The sequence below is a fragment of the Leifsonia sp. 115AMFTsu3.1 genome (genome assembly GCF_004362795.1).
Lineage (GTDB): Bacteria > Actinomycetota > Actinomycetes > Actinomycetales > Microbacteriaceae > Leifsonia.
In genome coordinates this window covers 475734-492299 of the sequence record NZ_SNYB01000001.1, presented here as the reverse complement: position 1 = coordinate 492299, position 16566 = coordinate 475734, and the positions used below count along the sequence as shown (strand labels likewise).

21 protein-coding genes are annotated in these 16566 nt (G+C 69.2%); 9 read left to right on the top strand and 12 right to left on the bottom strand.

Annotated elements, in window-relative coordinates:
• Nucleotides 1–8 precede the first annotated feature (8 nt).
• The 4 genes from AXZ95_RS02535 to AXZ95_RS02520 all read right to left on the bottom strand — a co-directional run bounded on the left by AXZ95_RS02535 (nt 9) and on the right by AXZ95_RS02520 (nt 4137).
• Nucleotides 9–1406: an FAD-dependent oxidoreductase gene (locus tag AXZ95_RS02535; RefSeq protein ID WP_018189425.1), complete on the bottom strand. Its 1398-nt coding sequence runs from the start codon at nt 1404–1406 to the stop codon at nt 9–11.
• 30 nt (nt 1407–1436) lie between these two features.
• Entirely contained in the window at nt 1437–2492 is a 1056-nt protein-coding gene (locus tag AXZ95_RS02530; RefSeq protein WP_018189424.1) for a polyprenyl synthetase family protein, read from the bottom strand.
• Nucleotides 2493–2512: 20 nt separating this feature from the next.
• Complete coding sequence (ubiE, locus tag AXZ95_RS02525; protein WP_133638753.1) at nt 2513–3649, bottom strand: bifunctional demethylmenaquinone methyltransferase/2-methoxy-6-polyprenyl-1,4-benzoquinol methylase UbiE; 1137 nt, start codon at nt 3647–3649, stop codon at nt 2513–2515.
• Between the two features lie 101 nt (nt 3650–3750).
• Nucleotides 3751–4137 carry a hypothetical protein gene (locus AXZ95_RS02520; protein ID WP_018189422.1) on the bottom strand — a complete coding sequence of 129 codons (387 nt, stop codon included), beginning with the start codon at nt 4135–4137 and terminating at the stop codon, nt 3751–3753.
• 135 nt (nt 4138–4272) lie between these two features.
• Between AXZ95_RS02520 and AXZ95_RS02515 the strand changes: the two genes are divergently transcribed.
• Nucleotides 4273–5127, top strand: a complete 855-nt coding sequence (locus tag AXZ95_RS02515) for a polyphosphate kinase 2 family protein (protein WP_018189421.1) — start codon at nt 4273–4275, stop codon at nt 5125–5127.
• 29 nt (nt 5128–5156) lie between these two features.
• Here the strand turns inward: AXZ95_RS02515 and AXZ95_RS02510 are convergent, their stop codons facing one another.
• Nucleotides 5157–6377 (bottom strand): isochorismate synthase, encoded by a 1221-nt coding sequence (locus AXZ95_RS02510; RefSeq protein ID WP_018189420.1) that lies wholly within the window; start codon nt 6375–6377, stop codon nt 5157–5159.
• Between the two features lie 216 nt (nt 6378–6593).
• Here AXZ95_RS02510 and AXZ95_RS02505 point away from each other — a divergent pair, with 216 nt between their 5' ends.
• Nucleotides 6594–7262: a GntR family transcriptional regulator gene (locus tag AXZ95_RS02505; RefSeq protein WP_018189419.1), complete on the top strand. Its 669-nt coding sequence runs from the start codon at nt 6594–6596 to the stop codon at nt 7260–7262.
• Complete coding sequence (locus AXZ95_RS02500; RefSeq protein WP_018189418.1) at nt 7262–7963, top strand: GntR family transcriptional regulator; 702 nt, start codon at nt 7262–7264, stop codon at nt 7961–7963. The genes AXZ95_RS02505 and AXZ95_RS02500 overlap by 1 nt, the downstream gene beginning before the upstream one ends.
• Nucleotides 7964–7986: 23 nt before the next feature.
• Here the strand turns inward: AXZ95_RS02500 and AXZ95_RS02495 are convergent, their stop codons facing one another.
• From AXZ95_RS02495 to AXZ95_RS02475, 5 genes are all read right to left on the bottom strand, one after another.
• A complete protein-coding gene (locus tag AXZ95_RS02495; RefSeq protein WP_018189417.1) occupies nt 7987–8286 on the bottom strand; it encodes a Dabb family protein in 300 nt (99 codons plus the stop codon).
• The gene (locus AXZ95_RS02490) at nt 8283–8546 is read right to left on the bottom strand and encodes a glutaredoxin family protein (protein ID WP_018189416.1); all 264 of its coding nucleotides are present in this window, start codon (nt 8544–8546) and stop codon (nt 8283–8285) included. Before AXZ95_RS02490 ends, AXZ95_RS02495 begins: the two co-directional genes overlap by 4 nt.
• A 70-nt stretch (nt 8547–8616) precedes the next feature.
• Nucleotides 8617–8715, bottom strand: a complete 99-nt coding sequence (locus AXZ95_RS02485; RefSeq protein WP_003792170.1) for an AURKAIP1/COX24 domain-containing protein — start codon at nt 8713–8715, stop codon at nt 8617–8619.
• A gap of 70 nt (nt 8716–8785) precedes the next feature.
• On the bottom strand, nt 8786–8998 hold the full coding sequence (locus AXZ95_RS02480; protein ID WP_020075898.1) for a helix-turn-helix domain-containing protein: 213 nt from the start codon (nt 8996–8998) through the stop codon (nt 8786–8788).
• Between the two features lie 41 nt (nt 8999–9039).
• Entirely contained in the window at nt 9040–9465 is a 426-nt protein-coding gene (locus AXZ95_RS02475) for a metalloregulator ArsR/SmtB family transcription factor (protein WP_018189414.1), read from the bottom strand.
• Between the two features lie 81 nt (nt 9466–9546).
• Between AXZ95_RS02475 and AXZ95_RS02470 the strand changes: the two genes are divergently transcribed.
• The 3 genes from AXZ95_RS02470 to AXZ95_RS02460 all read left to right on the top strand — a co-directional run bounded on the left by AXZ95_RS02470 (nt 9547) and on the right by AXZ95_RS02460 (nt 12684).
• Nucleotides 9547–10986, top strand: a complete 1440-nt coding sequence (locus AXZ95_RS02470) for a potassium transporter TrkG (RefSeq protein ID WP_018189413.1) — start codon at nt 9547–9549, stop codon at nt 10984–10986.
• Nucleotides 10979–11650 carry a TrkA family potassium uptake protein gene (locus AXZ95_RS02465; protein WP_018189412.1) on the top strand — a complete coding sequence of 224 codons (672 nt, stop codon included), beginning with the start codon at nt 10979–10981 and terminating at the stop codon, nt 11648–11650. The genes AXZ95_RS02470 and AXZ95_RS02465 overlap by 8 nt, the downstream gene beginning before the upstream one ends.
• Nucleotides 11651–11796: 146 nt before the next feature.
• On the top strand, nt 11797–12684 hold the full coding sequence (locus AXZ95_RS02460; protein ID WP_026307014.1) for a hypothetical protein: 888 nt from the start codon (nt 11797–11799) through the stop codon (nt 12682–12684).
• Nucleotides 12685–12768: 84 nt separating this feature from the next.
• Here the strand turns inward: AXZ95_RS02460 and proC are convergent, their stop codons facing one another.
• Nucleotides 12769–13614, bottom strand: coding sequence for a pyrroline-5-carboxylate reductase (gene proC, locus AXZ95_RS02455; RefSeq protein ID WP_018189410.1), 846 nt, complete (start codon nt 13612–13614; stop codon nt 12769–12771).
• A 23-nt stretch (nt 13615–13637) separates the two neighbouring features.
• On the opposite strand from proC, the gene AXZ95_RS02450 reads away from it, so the two are divergent.
• Together AXZ95_RS02450 and AXZ95_RS02445 are read left to right on the top strand one after the other, a co-directional pair.
• Nucleotides 13638–14600, top strand: coding sequence for a cation diffusion facilitator family transporter (locus tag AXZ95_RS02450; RefSeq protein WP_018189409.1), 963 nt, complete (start codon nt 13638–13640; stop codon nt 14598–14600).
• Nucleotides 14597–15298 (top strand): glutamine amidotransferase, encoded by a 702-nt coding sequence (locus tag AXZ95_RS02445; protein WP_018189408.1) that lies wholly within the window; start codon nt 14597–14599, stop codon nt 15296–15298. Before AXZ95_RS02450 ends, AXZ95_RS02445 begins: the two co-directional genes overlap by 4 nt.
• A gap of 26 nt (nt 15299–15324) precedes the next feature.
• Here the strand turns inward: AXZ95_RS02445 and tadA are convergent, their stop codons facing one another.
• Complete coding sequence (gene tadA / locus AXZ95_RS02440) at nt 15325–15792, bottom strand: tRNA adenosine(34) deaminase TadA (RefSeq protein WP_018189407.1); 468 nt, start codon at nt 15790–15792, stop codon at nt 15325–15327.
• Between the two features lie 58 nt (nt 15793–15850).
• Here tadA and upp point away from each other — a divergent pair, with 58 nt between their 5' ends.
• The gene (gene upp, locus AXZ95_RS02435) at nt 15851–16483 is read left to right on the top strand and encodes a uracil phosphoribosyltransferase (RefSeq protein WP_026307013.1); all 633 of its coding nucleotides are present in this window, start codon (nt 15851–15853) and stop codon (nt 16481–16483) included.
• Nucleotides 16484–16566: the final 83 nt, after the last annotated feature.

The following is a 16566-nucleotide window of genomic DNA, read 5'->3' as shown; positions in this document are numbered from 1 at the left end:
CGGGGCGCCTACTCGGCGGCCTGCCCGCTCGCCGGCCCGCTGCCGACAGGCTCCCCGTTGGAGGCCCGCACCATCTCGTCGCGCGGGACGACCTTCACCCGCACCCGGCCGCGCTCGGCGCCGAGAGACTGCTCGTACGCGTCGAGGTTGTGCCAGCCGTCGAGCGTCGTGTACTCCACACCTCGCTCGTGGAGGAGGTTTTCCACAGATTGCTCGTCAGGGTCGGACGGCGACCACCAGTTCCCCTGATCGTTGATGACATGTTTGATCGTCTCCATGGCATCCGATTTGGTGTGACCGATGAGCCCGACGGGCCCGCGTTTGATCCACCCGGTCGCGTAGACCCCGTACATGCGCTCGTTGTCGCCCTTGCGCAGCACCTGGCCCTCGTGGTTCGGGATGACGCCGTGCTTGCGGTCGAACGGGATGCCGGGCAGCGGCGAGCCGAAGTAGCCGACGGCCCGGTAGATCGCGTCGATCTCGAGCTCGCGGATCTCGCCCGTGCCGCACACGCCGCCCTCGCCGTCGGGCTCGGTCCGCTCCCAACGGAAGGCCCGCACCTGGCCGTTCTCGTCGCCCACCACCTCGAGCGGCTTCGCGTAGAAGTGCAGGTGGAGCCGGCGCGACGCACTGCCGACCTCGCGCTGCCGCCACTGCTGCAGCACGCGGTCGATGACCATCACCTGCTTGTTGCTCGCGATCGCCGCTTTCGACTGCTCGTCGTAGTCGAAATCCTCGTCGTAGAGGATCATGTCCACATCGCGAAGCTCGCCGAGCTCGCGCAGCTCCAGTGGAGTGAACTTCACCTGCGCGGGGCCACGACGGCCGAAGACGTGAACGTCGGTGACGGGCGAGTTCTTGAGCCCCTCGTAGACGTTGTCCGGGATCTCGGTCGGCAGCAGGTCGTCGGCGTGCTTGGCGAGCATGCGGGAGATGTCGAGTGCGACGTTGCCGTTGCCGATGACGGCGACCGACTTCGCGTCGAGCGGCCACGAGCGCGGGACGTCGGGGTGCCCGTCGAACCAGCTGACGAAGTCGGCCGCTCCATACGAACCCCGAAGCTCGATGCCCGGGATCTCGAGGTCGGCGTCGCGCACGGCGCCGGTGGCGAAGATGACGGCGTTGTAGTGGCGCTTGAGGTCGTCGAGCGTGATGTCGCGGCCGTACTGGACGTTGCCGAAGATCCGGATGTCACCGCTGTCGAGCACCTCGCGCAGCGCGGTGATGATGCCCTTGATGCGCGGGTGGTCGGGGGCCACGCCGTAGCGGACGAGGCCGTACGGCGCGGGAAGCTGCTCGAACAGGTCGATCGACACGTCGAAGCCCCGCTCCGCTTTCAGCAGGATGTCGGCGGCGTAGATGCCCGCCGGTCCGGCGCCGACGATGGCCAGTCGCAGTTTGGTCATTCGTTGATTCCTTCTGGGGTTGCTGGTCGCTCAGCTGGAGCGTTCGACGATCGTGTCCGCGAACCGGATCAGAGCCTTCTTCACCGGGCCGTCCGGAAGGGGCTCGAGGGCCTCGACCGCCTCGCGCGCCCAGCGGTGCGCCTCCTCCAGCGTCTGGCGGGTCACCTCGTGCTCACGGAGCGCGGCGATCGCCTCCATCGCGGCGGGCGTGACCTCGCCGTCCTCGGCCGAGCCGATGACGTCGCGCTCCAAACGCTCGAGCAGGGCTGCGGCCTCCGGGTCGGTGGAGGCGCGCTCGCGGAGGCGCAGGACGGGGAGGGTCGCGACGCCGGCACGCAGATCGTTGCCGGGGGTCTTGCCGGTCTCGGCCACCCCCTCCGACGACAAGTCGATCACGTCGTCGATGAGCTGGAACGCGACGCCGATCTTCTCACCGAACACCACGACCGGCTGCTCGAACTCCTGGGGAGCATTCGAGAACAGCACGCCCATCTGGGCGGCGACCGCGATCAGGGAGCCGGTCTTGTCCTCGAGCACACCGATGTAGTGCTCGATCGGGTCCTCGCCCTCCTGGGGTCCGATGGTCTCGTGCAGCTGGCCGAGGCACAGCCGCTCGAACGTGTCGGCCTGAAGTTGGATGGCGCGCTCACCGAGCGCGGAGACCAGCTTGCTGGCGCGGGCGAACAGCAGGTCGCCGGTCAGCACGGCGACGGAGTTGCCCCAGACGAACTGCGCGCTCGGCACGCCGCGGCGCATCTGGGAGTCGTCCATGACGTCGTCGTGGTACAGCGAGGCGAGGTGAGTGATCTCGACGGCCTCGGCCGCCTGGATGACGTCGGCGTTCGTGCCGTCGCCGAGCTGGGCGGCCAGCAGCGTCAGCATGGGGCGGACCCGCTTGCCGCCGGCCTCGAGGAGGTACCGGGCGGTCACGTCGGCGAGGTTGTCCGCGAAGTGCATCTCGCGGTGGAGGCTCTCCTCGACCTGCGCGAGACCGGCGTCGACGGCGTTCGCGAGTTGGCGGTCGTCACCGCGGAGGAAGATCCGCTCGGTGAAGCCGAGCTGGCTGGTCAGCGACGGGCGCCGCACAGCCGGGACACTTCGTGGCACTACTCCCCCTCGGACGGGATGGTGGACGCAGACTCTTCGGAGCCGGCGGTTCCGGCGGATGCCGGACGCGACTCGGAGCCGGCGGAGGTCGAGCGCTTCGGCTTGGGTGCCGCGGGCTTCGGCGTCGTGGGCTTGGCGGCGGCAGACTTCGGAGCGGCAGACTTCGCAGCAGCGGGCTTCGGAGCGGCGGCCTTCGCGGTTGCGGGCTTCGCAGCAGCGGGCTTCGCAGCAGCGGGCTTCGCAGCAGCGGGCTTCGCAGCAGCGGGCTTCGCAGCAGCGGGCTTCGCAGCAGCGGGCTTCGCCTTCGTCGCAGCGGCCTTCGGCTTCGGAGCGGCCTTGGGCTTCGTCGCGGCAGCCGGCTTCTCGGCCGGCGCCTCGGGCTGCGCATTCACGGCGGGCGTCGCCGCGACCGGCTCCACCGGCGCTGCCTGGCGCTCGGGCTTGAAACCGCGGTGCAGGGCGACGATGCCGGCCGTCAGATTGCGGTACGCGACACGCTCGAAACCGGCCTCGCGCATCCACCCGGCGAGCGCGCGCTGGTCCGGCCACGCCTGGATGGACTCCATGAGGTACTCGTAGGCTGCCGGGTTGGAACTGGCGACGCGCGCCAGCACGGGCATCCCGAACTTGAGATACGCCGAGTAGCCGGCGCGGACGGGAGCGAGCGGCGGCTGGGAGAACTCGCACACCACCACGCGGCCCCCGGGCTTGACCACCCGGAAGAACTCGGCGAGCGCCTTCTTCGGGTCGACGATGTTGCGCAGACCGAACGAGATCGTCACCGCGTCGAAGGTGTCGTCGTCGAACGGGAGGTCCATGGCGTCGGCCTGGACGAAACGGATGAAGGGGTTTCCGGCCTGGCGCTGCCGGCCGACGTCGATCATCCCGGCCGAGAAGTCGGCGGCGACGACGGACGCCCCGTTACGGGCGAGGGAGGCGCTCGACGTCCCCGTCCCGGCCGCGACGTCGAGGATCGTCTCGCCGGCGCGCGGCGCGACCGCACGCGTCGTCGCGACGCGCCACAGGGCCGCATTGCCGACCGACAGGACGTTGTTGGTCCGGTCGTAGCGCGTCGACACCTGGTCGAACATGGCGGCGACCTGCGCGGGCTGCTTGCTGAGGTCGGCCTTACTCACCCCACCAGCTTAGGCTGCAGCGTCAGCGGGTGCATGCCGACGGCAGGATGCACGCCGAACGGTCAGCCAGGCGACCCGCCGCGGCATCGGGGATCCGACCATCAGAACCGCTGCCCCAGCGCCTTCGCCCGCAGAGCGTCGAACTCGCCGCGCGAGATGACGCCCTGGTCGAGAAGCGCCTGCGCCTGCTGGATGTCGGCCGCCGGTGTCGCCGACGCCGTCGGCTTCGACCCCCAATCGTCGTCCTCCGGTACCTGGGCACGGCGGGCCATGCTCCGCTCCGCCATCCCCCGTCCGCGGGCGATCAGATACACGAGCACCGAGATCAGCGGGACGAAGATGAAGAAGATCACCCACAGGGCCTTCCACCATCCATTGAGCCCGCTGTCGCGGAACAGGTCGACCAGCACGGTGAACAGGATCATCACGAAAGCCACGAACGCGAAGATCCAGAAGACGTACAAGAACGCATTCCAGAAGGTGCCCATCTCAGTCCCCTCTCATCGCGCACACCGTAATGCTGCGTGCCGACCCACGGCTAGACCACATCTGAACGGGCGGGACTACCATGGCGATCCCAGAGATCGCGGAGCGGACGGCCGCCCCACGGGTGAGGAGCGACGGTGTCCCACGACACGTTTTGGACGACGGATCCCTCCGAGCTGCTCCGGGTGCGACCCGGCTTCCGCCTCGCCGACCAGCCCACCGACGGCGCCCCCGGCTTCGAGGGCGGCAAGGAGGAGGGGAAGGATGCCCTCTCAGCGGGGAAGGACGTCCTCGCCGAGCTCCAGGAGAAGCTGTTCGCGTGCGGAAGGGAGGGCGCCCCGCGATCCGTCCTCCTCGTGCTCCAGGCGATGGACACCGCCGGCAAGGGCGGCATCGTCTCGCACGTCATCGGCGCGATGAACCCCGGCGGCGTCCACTACGCGGGCTTCGGCAAGCCGACCCCGGAGGAGCTCTCGCACGACTTCCTCTGGCGCGTCTGGCGCGAGGTGCCGGCCGCCGGCCAGGTCGGCGTCTTCGATCGCTCCCACTACGAGGACGTGCTGATCGGCCGTGTGCGCCAGCTCGCGCCGCCGGAGGAGCTGGAGCGCCGCTACGGCGCGATCACCGGATTCGAGCACGAGCTGGCGGAGTCCGGCACCACCATCGTGAAGGTGATGCTGCACCTCGGGAAGGCCGAGCAGAAGAAGCGCCTGGCCGCCCGGCTCGAGAACCGCGCCAAGCTCTGGAAGTTCAACCCCGCCGACGTCGACGAGCGGCTCCGCTGGGACGACTACCAGGAGGCGTACCAGATCGCTCTGGAGCGCACGAGCACGGCGGAGGCGCCGTGGTTCGTCGTCCCCGCCGACCACAAGTGGTACGCGCGGGTCGCCGTGCAGCAGCTGCTGATCCGCGCGCTCGAGGGGCTGGACCTGGAGTGGCCGATGCCCGACTACGACGTCGAGGAGCAGAAGCGCCGCCTGGCCGACTCCTGATCGCGGGTCGGCCGGTCAGCGGACCCCGCTCAGCCGAACGCCTCCACGATCGGCCGGAACTTCATCGTCGTCTCGGCGAGCTCCCGCTCGGGGTCGGAGTCCGCGACGATGCCCGCCCCCGCATATGCGGTCAGGTCGCCGTCCGGAGTCACCTGTGCGCACCGGAGTGCGATCGCCCACTCGCCGTCGCCGTCCCCGCCGACCCAGCCGACCGGGCCCGCGTAGCGTCCGCGGTCGAACGGCTCCAGTTCGCGGATCAGCTCCAGCGCCTCGCGTCGGGGCGTTCCCGCGACCGCGGCCGTCGGGTGCAGCGCGGCGGCGAGGTCGAGGGAGCTGGATCCGTCGCTCAGCATCCCGGCGATGTCCGTCGCGAGGTGCCACAGGTTGGGGAGCTTGAGCGTGAAGGGCTCGTCGCTCGCTGCCAGGTCTGCACTGTGCGGGCGGAGCGCATCCATCACGCTCGTCACAGCGAAGCGGTGCTCGCCCTGATCCTTCGCGCTGGCCACCAGCTCGGCGGCAGCGGCAGCGTCGAGGGAGGCGTCCGAGCCGCGCGAGATCGTCCCAGCCAGCACGCGTGCCGTCACCGTTCCGTGGTGGACGCGCACCAGCGTCTCCGGGGACGAGCCGACCAGGCCGTCCACCGCGAAGGTCCAGCAGTCCGGATAGCCGAGCGCGAGCTCCACCAGCGCGCGGCGGAGGTCCGACTCGATCGGCAGGTGCCCTCGGAGGTCGCGCGCCAGCACGACCTTCGACAGATCCTGCTCGCGGATGTGCTCGACCGCGGCCGCGACAGCCGAACGATAGCCTTCTCCCCCCAGTTCGCCGGGGAGGAGCGCCAGCCGGTACTCGTCACCGAACGGGGTCGGGCGCGGCAGCGGGGCCGTCGCCTGGGCGTCGGCACGACGGATGCGGGTGATCCAGCTGCGGCTGCCGCGGCGGCCGATGATCACCTCGGGCACGATCAGCGTGCTCGTCGCCGTGCTCTCGTCGTCGAACGCGAACGTGCCGAACGCCACGAGTCCCGTTCCCGGCGTGCGGACGGCGTCGTCGACCTCCGCGGCGGCCGCGGTGGCCCGCCAGGCGGCAGACGCCTCTTGGATGCGGTCCGGGCCGGTGAAGTCGAGCCGGAGCACCTCCCCGATCGCCGCCATCCCTTCGCCTTTGCGCAACCAGAGCAGGGGTGCGCGGGAGTCGAGGAACGGGATGAGCTGGCGGACGTCGTCGAGCGGTGCGGTCTCGGCCACGAGCACCGTAACGCCCGTATCCCGCCGAGCGGTCGGGGCTGATCTCACCAGGCCAGCCTACGCCCGCGATGCTGTACGCCCGTTGGGGAGCGGATGGGGAGTCGATGGATGCGGCGCGCGGCGCATCCGGGCGCTCCCCAGACAAATAGAGCAGGCAATGCGCGCGTTCGACACTCAGTACATCAGCCCGAAGACCGATCCACCTGGATGTAACATCCAACTATGCCCGTGCCCGTGACCGGAGCCGCCAGCCCCCGGCGGCTGATCCGAGACGAAGTCTTCCTGCGCCTGCTCGACGCCATCGTCGACGGCGACCTGCTCCCCGGCGAGCAGCTCTACGACGCCGAGATCGAACGCTGGGTCGGGGTGTCCCGCACCCCCGTCCGTGAGGCGCTCAACCAGCTGGCGGCCATGGGCCTCGTCGAGATCCTGCCCCAGCGACGCACGCGCGTCACGCCGATCGAATCGCGCCGCCTCCGCGAGCTGCTCACCACCGTCGGTGTGCTCGTCGCCGGTGTCGTGCGCGACGCGACGCCGCTCCTCACCGAGGGCGACCGCGAGACGCTGCGCTCCTTCGCATCCGCCGACGCGTCCGACGCCGTCCGCACCGGGCTCTCCGCCGACGGCTTCCTCGGCGTCTTCGTCCGCCGCCTCGACAACGCGACCGTCGCGCGCCTGCTCAAGCGACACCTTCCCGAGGTGCAGCGGGCGCTCAAGGCCGCGCCCTCCTCCGCGCCGCTCGAGAAGGCGCTCCCCTCGATCAAGGCACTGATCGACGCCGCCGTCGCCGGCAAGGCCGACAAGGCTGCACGGGCCGCCGGCGACCTGTTCGACAAGTCGATCGTCTCGATCGCCGACGAGTTCGGCACGTCATCGAAGGAGGCCCGCTGATGCCGCTGCCCGTGAGCGACACCGCACCGGTCGAGCGCCGGCTGCTGCGCGATGTGGTCTACAACCGCCTGTACGAGGGCATCCTCGACGGCACCCTCGAGCCGGGTGAGACACTCCTCGACGAGAAGCTCACCGCGTGGCTCGGCGTCTCGCGCACCCCGATCCGCGAAGCGCTGATGAAGCTCGCCGACATCGGCCTCGTCGAGATGGCGCCCAACCGGTACACCCGTGTCGCACCGATCGACCTCAAGGCGATCGACGAGGCCATCTACACGACCGGTCTCCTCCACGAGCACGCCGCCCGCGCGAACGTCCCCGAGCTCGAGAACGCCGTCGTCACTCGCCTCGACAAGGCGCAGAAGGAGGTCAAGAAGGCCGCGAAGGCCCGCGACCTCCCCGCTCTCGGCCGCGCCTTCAACGACTTCTTCCTCGAGCTGACGCGCGCGGGCGGAAACGATGTATTGGCCTCGGTCAGCGACGGCCTCAGCCCGCAGCTGCTCCGCTACATCTCGGTCTGGGAGACGCCGTTCGGGATCGACGACCTCCCGGGTGCGCTGGCCGGCATCCTCGCCGCCGCGAAGGACCGCGACGGTCAGAAGGCCGGAGACCTCGTCAAGGATCTCTACGCCGGCACCCTCACGCAGTTCCTCGAGGACTACCGCCGCCGCGACGCCGACATCACCAAGACGCCGGTCTTCTGACCCGCGGGCGTCGCATTGCGGCGTCAGACCTCGAAGTCGACCGCGGCTCGAGATCCCACAACGGAGCGGATGTATCCCGCCACCTCGAGGTGCGCCGGGTGGTCGAGGTACGCCTGGATGCCGTCCAGGTCGTCGAAGTCGCTGATCAGCACGACGTCGAAGTTGTCGCCCGGCACCGCGTTGACACCGACCTGGAGCGAACGCAGCTGCGGGATGACGGCGGGAAGCGACTCCAGGCCGCGCTTGATCTCGGCGGCCTGCTCGGCGCGCTCCGTCTCATCGCTGGTCGCGAGCTTCCACGAGACGATGTGGCGGATGGTCATTCGGCCTCCAGGAGTGCCGTGCGCAGGCGCGTCGGGTCGACCCGCCAGTAGGTGTGGACGCGTCCATCGACGAGCACGACGGGGATCTCCTCCACGTACTTCTCGTGGAGTTCGGCGTCCTGCAGGATGTCGCGCTCCTCCACGGTCACTGTGGGCGAGCCGTCCGGCAGCTGGTCGATGACCGAGTGGATGACATCCCGCGCGTCATCGCACAGGTGGCATCCGGGCTTGCCGATGAGAGTCAGGGAGACGCTGGACACGAATCCACTCTAGACGCAGCAAAAAGCGCCGGACCGGATGGACCGACGCTTGGAGCCGCAGACTCGAGGTCTACTTCTTGTTGCGACGCTGGTGGCGCGTCTTGCGAAGAAGCTTGCGGTGCTTCTTCTTCGCCATACGCTTGCGACGCTTCTTGATAACGGAACCCACGTGGACCTCACAAAGAATCGGGGGCATGCCGCGGGGCGCGCGGCGACACGAGCAGCCAGTCTACCTGACGTCACGCAGAGTCCGCGACGCCGCCCTCTCGGAACGTCGCGGCTTGCAGCAGCTGGTCGACCGCGGACTCCGGAACACGGAACGATCGACCGAAGCGGATGGCGGGCAACTCGCCCGAATGGACGAGCCGGTACACGGTCATACGGGAGACGCGCATCATGTCGGCCACCTCGGCGACCGTCAGGAAGCGCACGTCCCTCAGATCGTGTGCCATGCGTCCGTCCTCCTCTTTCCGGTCATCGTACTCGCGGAGGGTCAGTCCTTGCGCCACTTCTTCGGCGTCACGCGCTCGGTCGCCGACGACACCCGGTGACGCGTGTCGGCGAGCACCTTGCCGACCGTGCTCGCGAACTCGCGGGTCTCCTCCGCCAGACGGACGCTCAGCTCCATGTCCTCATCGGATGCCGTGAACGGAATGATCCAGTCCTCGACCGCCACCAGCGGGCCGGCATCCAGGCTGTAGTAGCGGTGCTGGCCCTCCTCCCGCACGGACACGAGACCTGCCTCGCGCAGAACTTTCAGGTGCTTGGACACCGTCGGCTGGCTCAGCTCGAGCGTCGCGACGATCTCGGAAACGGATATCTCGCCCACGGAATGCGCCGCGTCCGTATTGCGATCGAGCAGCACGTGCAGAATGTCGCGCCGCGTCGGATCGGCGATCACGTCGAAGATGTCGGCCATGTCCCCAGGCTAGCCATTCCCCCGACGCAGTACCATGTCCGAAGCCCGCCCGACAGCCGAAGACGACGGGAAGGACGAGACATGAGCGCCACCACCCGGGCGGTCCCCGGACGGCCCGCGTCGGCCGTCGGGCGCATCCGCGCCGCACTCAACGGGTTCGCGGCCCGCAGCCCGTCCCGGTTCGCGATCCTCGTGTTCGCCCTTCTGATCCTCGTCTTCACGCTACTGTTCTCCCTGCCGATCTCCTCGTCGAACGGGCGGTGGACGCCGCTGGCGGACTCCCTGTTCACCGCGGTCTCGGTCATTTGCGTGACCGGGCTCGCGACCGTCGACATGGCGACCCACTGGTCCGTGTTCGGGCATCTGCTCGTCTACATCGGCGTGCAGGTCGGTGCCGTCGGCGTGCTGACCATGGCATCCATCCTCGGGCTCGTCATCTCGCGGAAGCTCGGGCTGCGCGCCAAGCTGATGGCGGCGAGCGACAGCAACCCGCTCCGCGTGCACGGCGGCCCGGTCGCCGAAGGTCAGGCGGTCCGGCTGGGCGAGGTCGGCAAGCTGCTCACCACCGTCGCGATCAGCATGGTCGTCATCGAGGGCGCCGTGGCCCTGCTGCTGTTCCCGCGGATGCTCATCGCGGGCATCGATGTGGGCACGGCCGCGTGGGAGTCGATCTACTACTCGGCCATGGCGTTCACCAACACCGGGTTCACACCCAACCGCGAAGGCATCGACGCGTTCGCGACCGACTACTGGTTCCTGAGCGCACTGATGATCGGCGTGTTCCTCGGCGCGATCGGGTTCCCGGTCATCCTGGCCATCGCATCCAATCTCCGTCAGAAGCGGCGGCGCTGGTCCATCCACGTGAAGCTGACGCTGCTCACGTCGGTCATCCTGCTCGTCGCCGGGGCGGTGCTCTACATCGTGCTCGAGTACGACAACCCGAAGACGTTCGGCGACCTGGACGCCGGACACACGGTGTTCCAGTCGTTCTTCCTGTCGACCATGGCGCGGTCGGGCGGGTTCTCGACCATCCCCATCGACGACCTGCACGGGTCGAGCCTGCTCGTCACCGACATGCTCATGTTCATCGGCGGAGGGTCCGCATCCACCGCCGGTGGCATCAAGGTCACGACGCTGGCCGTCCTCTTCCTGGCCGCGTTCGCCGAGGCGCGCGGGGTGGAGTCGATGGATGCGTTCCGCCGCCGCATCCCCATCGACGTGCTGCGACTGTCGGTGGCCGTTGCGCTCTGGGGCGCGACGATCGTGGCGGTGTCGAGCATCCTCATCCTGCAGATCACCAAGGCGCCGCTCGACCACGTGCTGTTCGACGTGATCTCGGCGTTCGCGACGTGCGGTCTGTCCACCGGTCTGACCGAACAACTGCCGGACGCCGGCGTCTACGTCATGGCCGCCACGATGTTCTGCGGACGCGTTGGTACAGTGACTCTCGCCGCGGCGCTGGCCCAGAGCCAACGCCGCCAGCTGTACCACAACCCGGAGGAGAGGCCGCTCGTTGGTTGACCGGATCAGACACAACGCGCCCGTCCTCGTCATCGGGCTCGGCCGGTTCGGCGCCGCGACTGCCGGGCAGCTCGACCGCCTCGGCCGCGAGGTGCTCGCGATCGACACGGATGCGAACCTCGTGCAGAAGTGGGCCGACCGTGTGACCCACACCGTGCAGGCCGACGCGCGTTCGATCGAGACGCTGCGGCAGATCGGCGCGGAGGACTTCTCCATCGGGGTCGTCGCCGTCGGATCGTCGATCGAGGCGAGCGTGCTGATCACGGCGAACCTCGTCGACCTAAAGGTGCCCCAGATCTGGGCGAAGGCGATCTCGAAATCGCACGGCAAGATCCTGGAGCGCATCGGCGCCAACCACGTGATCTACCCGGAGGCGGAGGCGGGCGAGCGGGCGGCGCACCTGGTGTCCGGCCGGATGCTCGACTTCATCGAGTTCGACGACGACTTCGCGCTGGTCAAGATGTACCCGCCGAAGCCGATCCGCGGCCTGCGTCTGGGCGCATCCGGTGTCCGCTCCAAGTACAACATCACGGTCGTCGGCGTGAAGAGCCCCGGCAAACCGTTCACGTACGCGACGCCCGACACGGTCGTCTCCGACCACGACCTCGTCATCGTCTCGGGCGCCTCCGCCGACATCGAGCGCTTCGCCGCCCTCGACGCCTGACCTCCCCGCCCTCGCCCCTCTCCCCCCACCGTCGAGTCCGCAAACTTTGCACGCTCCGGGGCGGTTCGGCGTGCAAAGTTTGTGGACTCGACGGCGGGGCTGTGGATAGGTCGGTCCGGGCAGGACCGAGGCGCTTGGGTAGGGGGATGGATGAGCACGGCGTACGGACGAGAGAACTGCTGCGGGACGGGGTCTCGTGGCGCACGGTCTACGGGCAGAAGCTGCACCGCCCCTTCTTCGGGATGCGCTGCGCCACCGAGCCAGCGGGACACATTGCGCTCTGTCGTGCTGCCGCAGTCATACTGCCCGCTGAGGCCCTGTTCAGCCATCGTTCGGCTGCCGTCATCCACGGGATGCCGCTGCCCGGCTGGGCCGAACCCGAAGAAGTCGAGATCTCGGTGTTCGAGCCGACGCGGCCCCCTCGTGTCCGCGGGATCGTCTCCCATCAGCTGACCCCCGACGAACATCGGTGGGCAGTTGTCGACGGGCTCCGCGTGATCGCCGCTCAGGACACGTGGGCCCAGCTGAGCACCCGGTTGCAGGTTCCCGACCTGGTCGCCATCGGCGACTACCTGGTCACGGGTGACGAGCCGTACTCACAGCAGCCGCCGCTCCTGACACGCGCCGACCTCGAGGCGGCGGTTCGACGGCACGGCCGACGGCGCGGCGTGACGACTCTCCGGCAGGCGCTGGAGCGCATCCGCTACGGCTCCCTCTCACCCCGGGAGTCCCGCCTGCGCGTGGCGCTCGAGGACTCGGGCCTTCCCGCGCCGGAGCTCAATCACGTGGTCCGTTCATCGGACGGCGATCGGGTGGAAGCCATGATCGACCTCGCGTATCCCGCAGCCCGCGTCGCCATCGAGTACCTCGGTGATCACCACCGGACGGACACGTCGACGTATAGAAACGACATCCGTCGCCGGGAGCGCCTCGTCGACTCGGGATGGGACGTCATCTTCGTGACCGCCGCGGACCCTTTCGACGACGTCGCGCTGCGGGTCCGTCGCGCCCTCCACCGGTCGAGTACGCGATAACTGCACGGAATCCACCCCCGCAGCGGTAAGTCTTTGCGGACTCGACGGTGGGGCTTGAGGGGGTGGGGAAGGGCTCGGGGGCGGTCAGCCGGCGGCGAGCTCGCGCGCGCGGGCGAGGGCGGCGTCGGTCGCGCGGGCGAAGAGAGCGGGGAGGTCTGCCTCGGAGAGGACGGCGATCGCCCGCTCGGTGGTGCCGTTCGGGCTGGTGACGCGGCGGCGCAGTTCGGCCGGGTCCTCGCCGGACGAGACGAGCAGCTCGGACGCCCCGAGGAACGTCCCGTTGACGAGGGTCGCCGCCTGCTCCGGCGTGAAGCCCTTCTGCACGGCCGCCTCGGTCAGCGCCTCGATGAGAAGGAACACGTACGCCGGGCCGGATCCCGAGATCGTGCTCAGCGCATCCAGCTGCGACTCCGGCACCTCGACCACCTCGCCGACGGTCTCGAACAGGGCGCGCACGACCTGCAGGTCCTCCGGGTCGGTGCGCGAACCCGCGCTGATGCCGGTCACCGCCTTGCCGACGACGGCCGGAGTGTTCGGCATCGAGCGGACGACGGAGACCGAGTCCGGCAGGAGCAACTCCATCGTCTCGGTGGTGACCCCGGCCGCCACGCTGACGACGACGGTCCCCGGCGCCAACGAGTCGGTGATCTCGGCCAGCAGGTCGCGGACCATCGCCGGCTTCACCGCGACGATCACCACCTGCGCTCCATCGACCGCGAGCCGGTTGGCGTCCGCCTTCGTCTCCGTGGCGTAGGCGGTCACGCCCGGCGTCCCGGCGAGCTCCGCCGCTCGCGCCTCCGACCGGTTCGTGACCCGAATCCCGGCGACCTGCACGCCCGGCGCGAGCAGACCGCTCAGGATCGCACGGCCCATGGAGCCCGCACCGAGCATCGCGATGGTCGGAAGGGTCACGTTCTGCGCGTCGTCCATGCGGCCATCCTAGGATGAAGGGCATGAGCGCATCCGGCGGTAACAGAGCGATCATCGCTGCTTTCGCGGCCAACCTGGGGATCGCCCTGACCAAGTTCATCGCGTGGGCGTTCTCGGGCTCGTCGTCGATGCTCGCGGAGGGCGTGCACTCGGTCGCCGACTCGGGCAACCAGCTGCTCCTGCTCCTCGGCGGTCGGCAGTCGCGCCGCAAGGCCGACCGCGAGCATCCCTTCGGCTACGGGCGCGAGCGCTACGTCTACGCCTTCGTCGTCTCCATCATCCTGTTCTCTGTCGGCGGCGTGTTCTCCATCTACGAGGGGATCGAGAAGCTCACCCACCCGCACCCGCTCGAGAACGCCTGGCTGCCGATCCTGGTGCTGCTCATCGCCATCGGTCTGGAGTCCTTCTCGCTGCGCACGGCGGTCCACGAGTCCCGCCCGCACAAGAAGGGGATGTCGTGGCCGCAGTTCGTGCGCCGCGCGAAGGCTCCCGAACTCCCCGTGGTCCTGCTCGAGGATGTGGCGGCGCTGACCGGCCTCGTCTTCGCCCTGATCGGCGTCGGCCTGACGATCATCACCGGCAACAGCGTCTGGGACGGCATCGGCACCCTCTTCATCGGCGCGCTGCTGGTCGCGGTCGCCGTCGTGCTGGGTATCGAGACGAAGAGCCTGCTCGTCGGCGAGGGCGCGTCGGACGCCGATCTCGCCGCGATCGAGAGCGCGGTGACGTCCGGCCCCGAGGTGGAGCGCATCATCCACATGAAGACCCTGTACCTCGGCCCGGACGAGCTGATGGTGGCCGCGAAGCTCGCGTTCTCGGGCGAGCACCGTCTCGCGGACGTCGCCGCGGCGATCGATGTCGTCGAGCACCGCATCCGTGAAGCCGTCCCCGCGGCGCGCGTCATCTACATCGAGCCGGACGTATGGGTCGACCCCAACGAGGCCGCTCCCGCAACCGACACCATCGTCATCAAAGGACTCGAGTGACCCGCACCGCCGTCATCCTGCAGCACGACCCCAGCATCCACCTCGGCAACATCGGTCCGGTCCTGACCGAGCACGGCTACGACCTGCGGATCGTGGATGTGACCACGGAGGACGTTTCGGCGATCGACCCGGCGGAGGCGGACCTCGTCGTCGTCCTCGGCGGGGAGATGGGCGCCTACCAGACCGACGAGTTCCCCTTCCTCGAACAGGAGAAGGAGCTGCTGCGGGAGCGCATCGCCGCGGAGCGTCCCGTGCTCGGTGTGTGCCTTGGCGCTCAGCTGATGGCCGGCGCGCTCGGCGAGCGCGTCTACAAGGGTGAAACCACCCAGATCGGTTACCGCCGGGTCGAGCCGACGACAGCCGGCGCGGACTCGCCGATCCGCCACTTCGATGGCGTTCCGGTCGTGGAGTGGCACGGCGACACGTTCGAACTGCCGGAGCAGGCGACGCTGCTGGCCTCCTCCAGCGACTACTCGAACGAGGCGTTCGCGATCGGCGGCTTCGCCCTCGCCGTGCAATTCCATCCCGAGGTCACGGATGAGATGCACGAGGCGTGGGTCGCCGATGGATACAACGAGCTGGATGAGCTGGCCATCGACCCGGACGCCCTCCGACGCGACCGCGAGGTGTACTCGGCGCGGATGCAGGAGGCGTCGCGCGCGGCGTTCTCCGAGTGGCTGGAGCGCCTGCCCGCTTGACGGGTCGCGTTGTGAGAGCCCAGCGTTCAGCGCTTGGCGCGGAAGAAGTCCAGAAGCACTTCGCCGCAGTCCTCCGCGAGCACGCCCGCGAACACCTCGACGCGGTGGTTGAGCCGGCGATCGCGCAGGACGTCGTACACCGACCCCGCGGCGCCCGCCTTCTCGTCCCAGGCGCCGAACACGACGGTGGGCACGCGTGCCGCCAGCACGGCGCCCGCGCACATCACGCACGGCTCCAGCGTGACCACGAGCGTGCATCCCTCGAGGTGCCAGTCGTCGCGGGTCGCCGCCGCCTCCCGCAGGGCCAGCACCTCGGCGTGCGCCGTCGGGTCGTGCCGGAGCTCGCGTTCGTTGCGGCCCCGTCCGATGACCTCGCCGTGCTCGTCGAGCACGAGGGCGGCCACCGGTACGTCGCCCGTATCGAAGGCGAGCCGGGCGTCGTCTAGCGCGCGCCGCATCCACTGCTCGTAGTCGCTGGGCACGGGCAGGCTCACGGCGGTCCTCTCGGCGTTCGGGGGTTCGGCTGGTCGGGGTTCGGCTAGCCTTGAGCCTATGCGAGTGCACGTTGCGGACCACCCACTCATCACCCACAAGCTGACGGTGCTCCGTGACAAGCGGACGCCGTCGCCGGTGTTCCGCCAGCTCACCGAGGAGCTCGTGACGCTGCTCGCGTACGAGGCGACGCGCGGTGTCCGTGTGCAGCCCGTCGAGATTCAGACCCCGGTCACCACCACGACCGGCGTCGCCCTGAGCGAGCCGCGCCCGCTCGTCGTCCCGATCCTGCGTGCGGGCCTCGGGATGCTCGAGGGGATGGTGCGACTCATGCCGACCGCCGAGGTCGGCTTCCTCGGCATGGTCCGCAACGAGGAGACGCTCGAGCCGACCACGTACGCCGAGCGACTCCCGATGGACCTGTCCGACCGGCAGTGCTTCGTGCTGGACCCGATGCTCGCCACCGGCGGATCGCTCGGCGCAGCGATCGAGTTCCTGTTCGCACGTAACGCCGTCGATGTGACGGCCATCTGCCTGCTCGCGGCCCCGGAGGGTCTCGAGGCGCTCGAGAAGGCGACAGAAGGCCGCAATGTGACCATCGTCCTGGGCGCGCTCGACGAGCGCCTGAACGAGAACGGCTACATCGTTCCGGGCCTCGGAGACGCCGGCGACCGCCTTTACGGCACGGTGTAGCCGCACGAAACATTGCGTAATGATTTGACACGTCGAGTCATCGTCGGTTTTACTAACCTCCATGACTGACAACTCGCGTACCC

Excerpts from the sequence above, each read along its gene's own strand:
- AXZ95_RS02470 (WP_018189413.1), top strand. The coding sequence starts at position 9,547 with ATGAGCGCCACCACCCGGGCGGTCCCCGGACGGCCCGCGTCGGCCGTC.
- AXZ95_RS02500 (WP_018189418.1), top strand. The coding sequence starts at position 7,262 with ATGCCGCTGCCCGTGAGCGACACCGCACCGGTCGAGCGCCGGCTGCTG.
- upp (WP_026307013.1), top strand. The coding sequence starts at position 15,851 with ATGCGAGTGCACGTTGCGGACCACCCACTCATCACCCACAAGCTGACG.
- AXZ95_RS02475 (WP_018189414.1), bottom strand. The coding sequence starts at position 9,465 with ATGGCCGACATCTTCGACGTGATCGCCGATCCGACGCGGCGCGACATT.
- AXZ95_RS02460 (WP_026307014.1), top strand. The coding sequence starts at position 11,797 with ATGGATGAGCACGGCGTACGGACGAGAGAACTGCTGCGGGACGGGGTC.
- proC (WP_018189410.1), bottom strand. The coding sequence starts at position 13,614 with ATGGACGACGCGCAGAACGTGACCCTTCCGACCATCGCGATGCTCGGT.
- AXZ95_RS02520 (WP_018189422.1), bottom strand. The coding sequence starts at position 4,137 with ATGGGCACCTTCTGGAATGCGTTCTTGTACGTCTTCTGGATCTTCGCG.
- AXZ95_RS02450 (WP_018189409.1), top strand. The coding sequence starts at position 13,638 with ATGAGCGCATCCGGCGGTAACAGAGCGATCATCGCTGCTTTCGCGGCC.
- AXZ95_RS02505 (WP_018189419.1), top strand. The coding sequence starts at position 6,594 with ATGCCCGTGCCCGTGACCGGAGCCGCCAGCCCCCGGCGGCTGATCCGA.
- AXZ95_RS02480 (WP_020075898.1), bottom strand. The coding sequence starts at position 8,998 with ATGGCACACGATCTGAGGGACGTGCGCTTCCTGACGGTCGCCGAGGTG.
- AXZ95_RS02535 (WP_018189425.1), bottom strand. The coding sequence starts at position 1,406 with ATGACCAAACTGCGACTGGCCATCGTCGGCGCCGGACCGGCGGGCATC.
- AXZ95_RS02495 (WP_018189417.1), bottom strand. The coding sequence starts at position 8,286 with ATGACCATCCGCCACATCGTCTCGTGGAAGCTCGCGACCAGCGATGAG.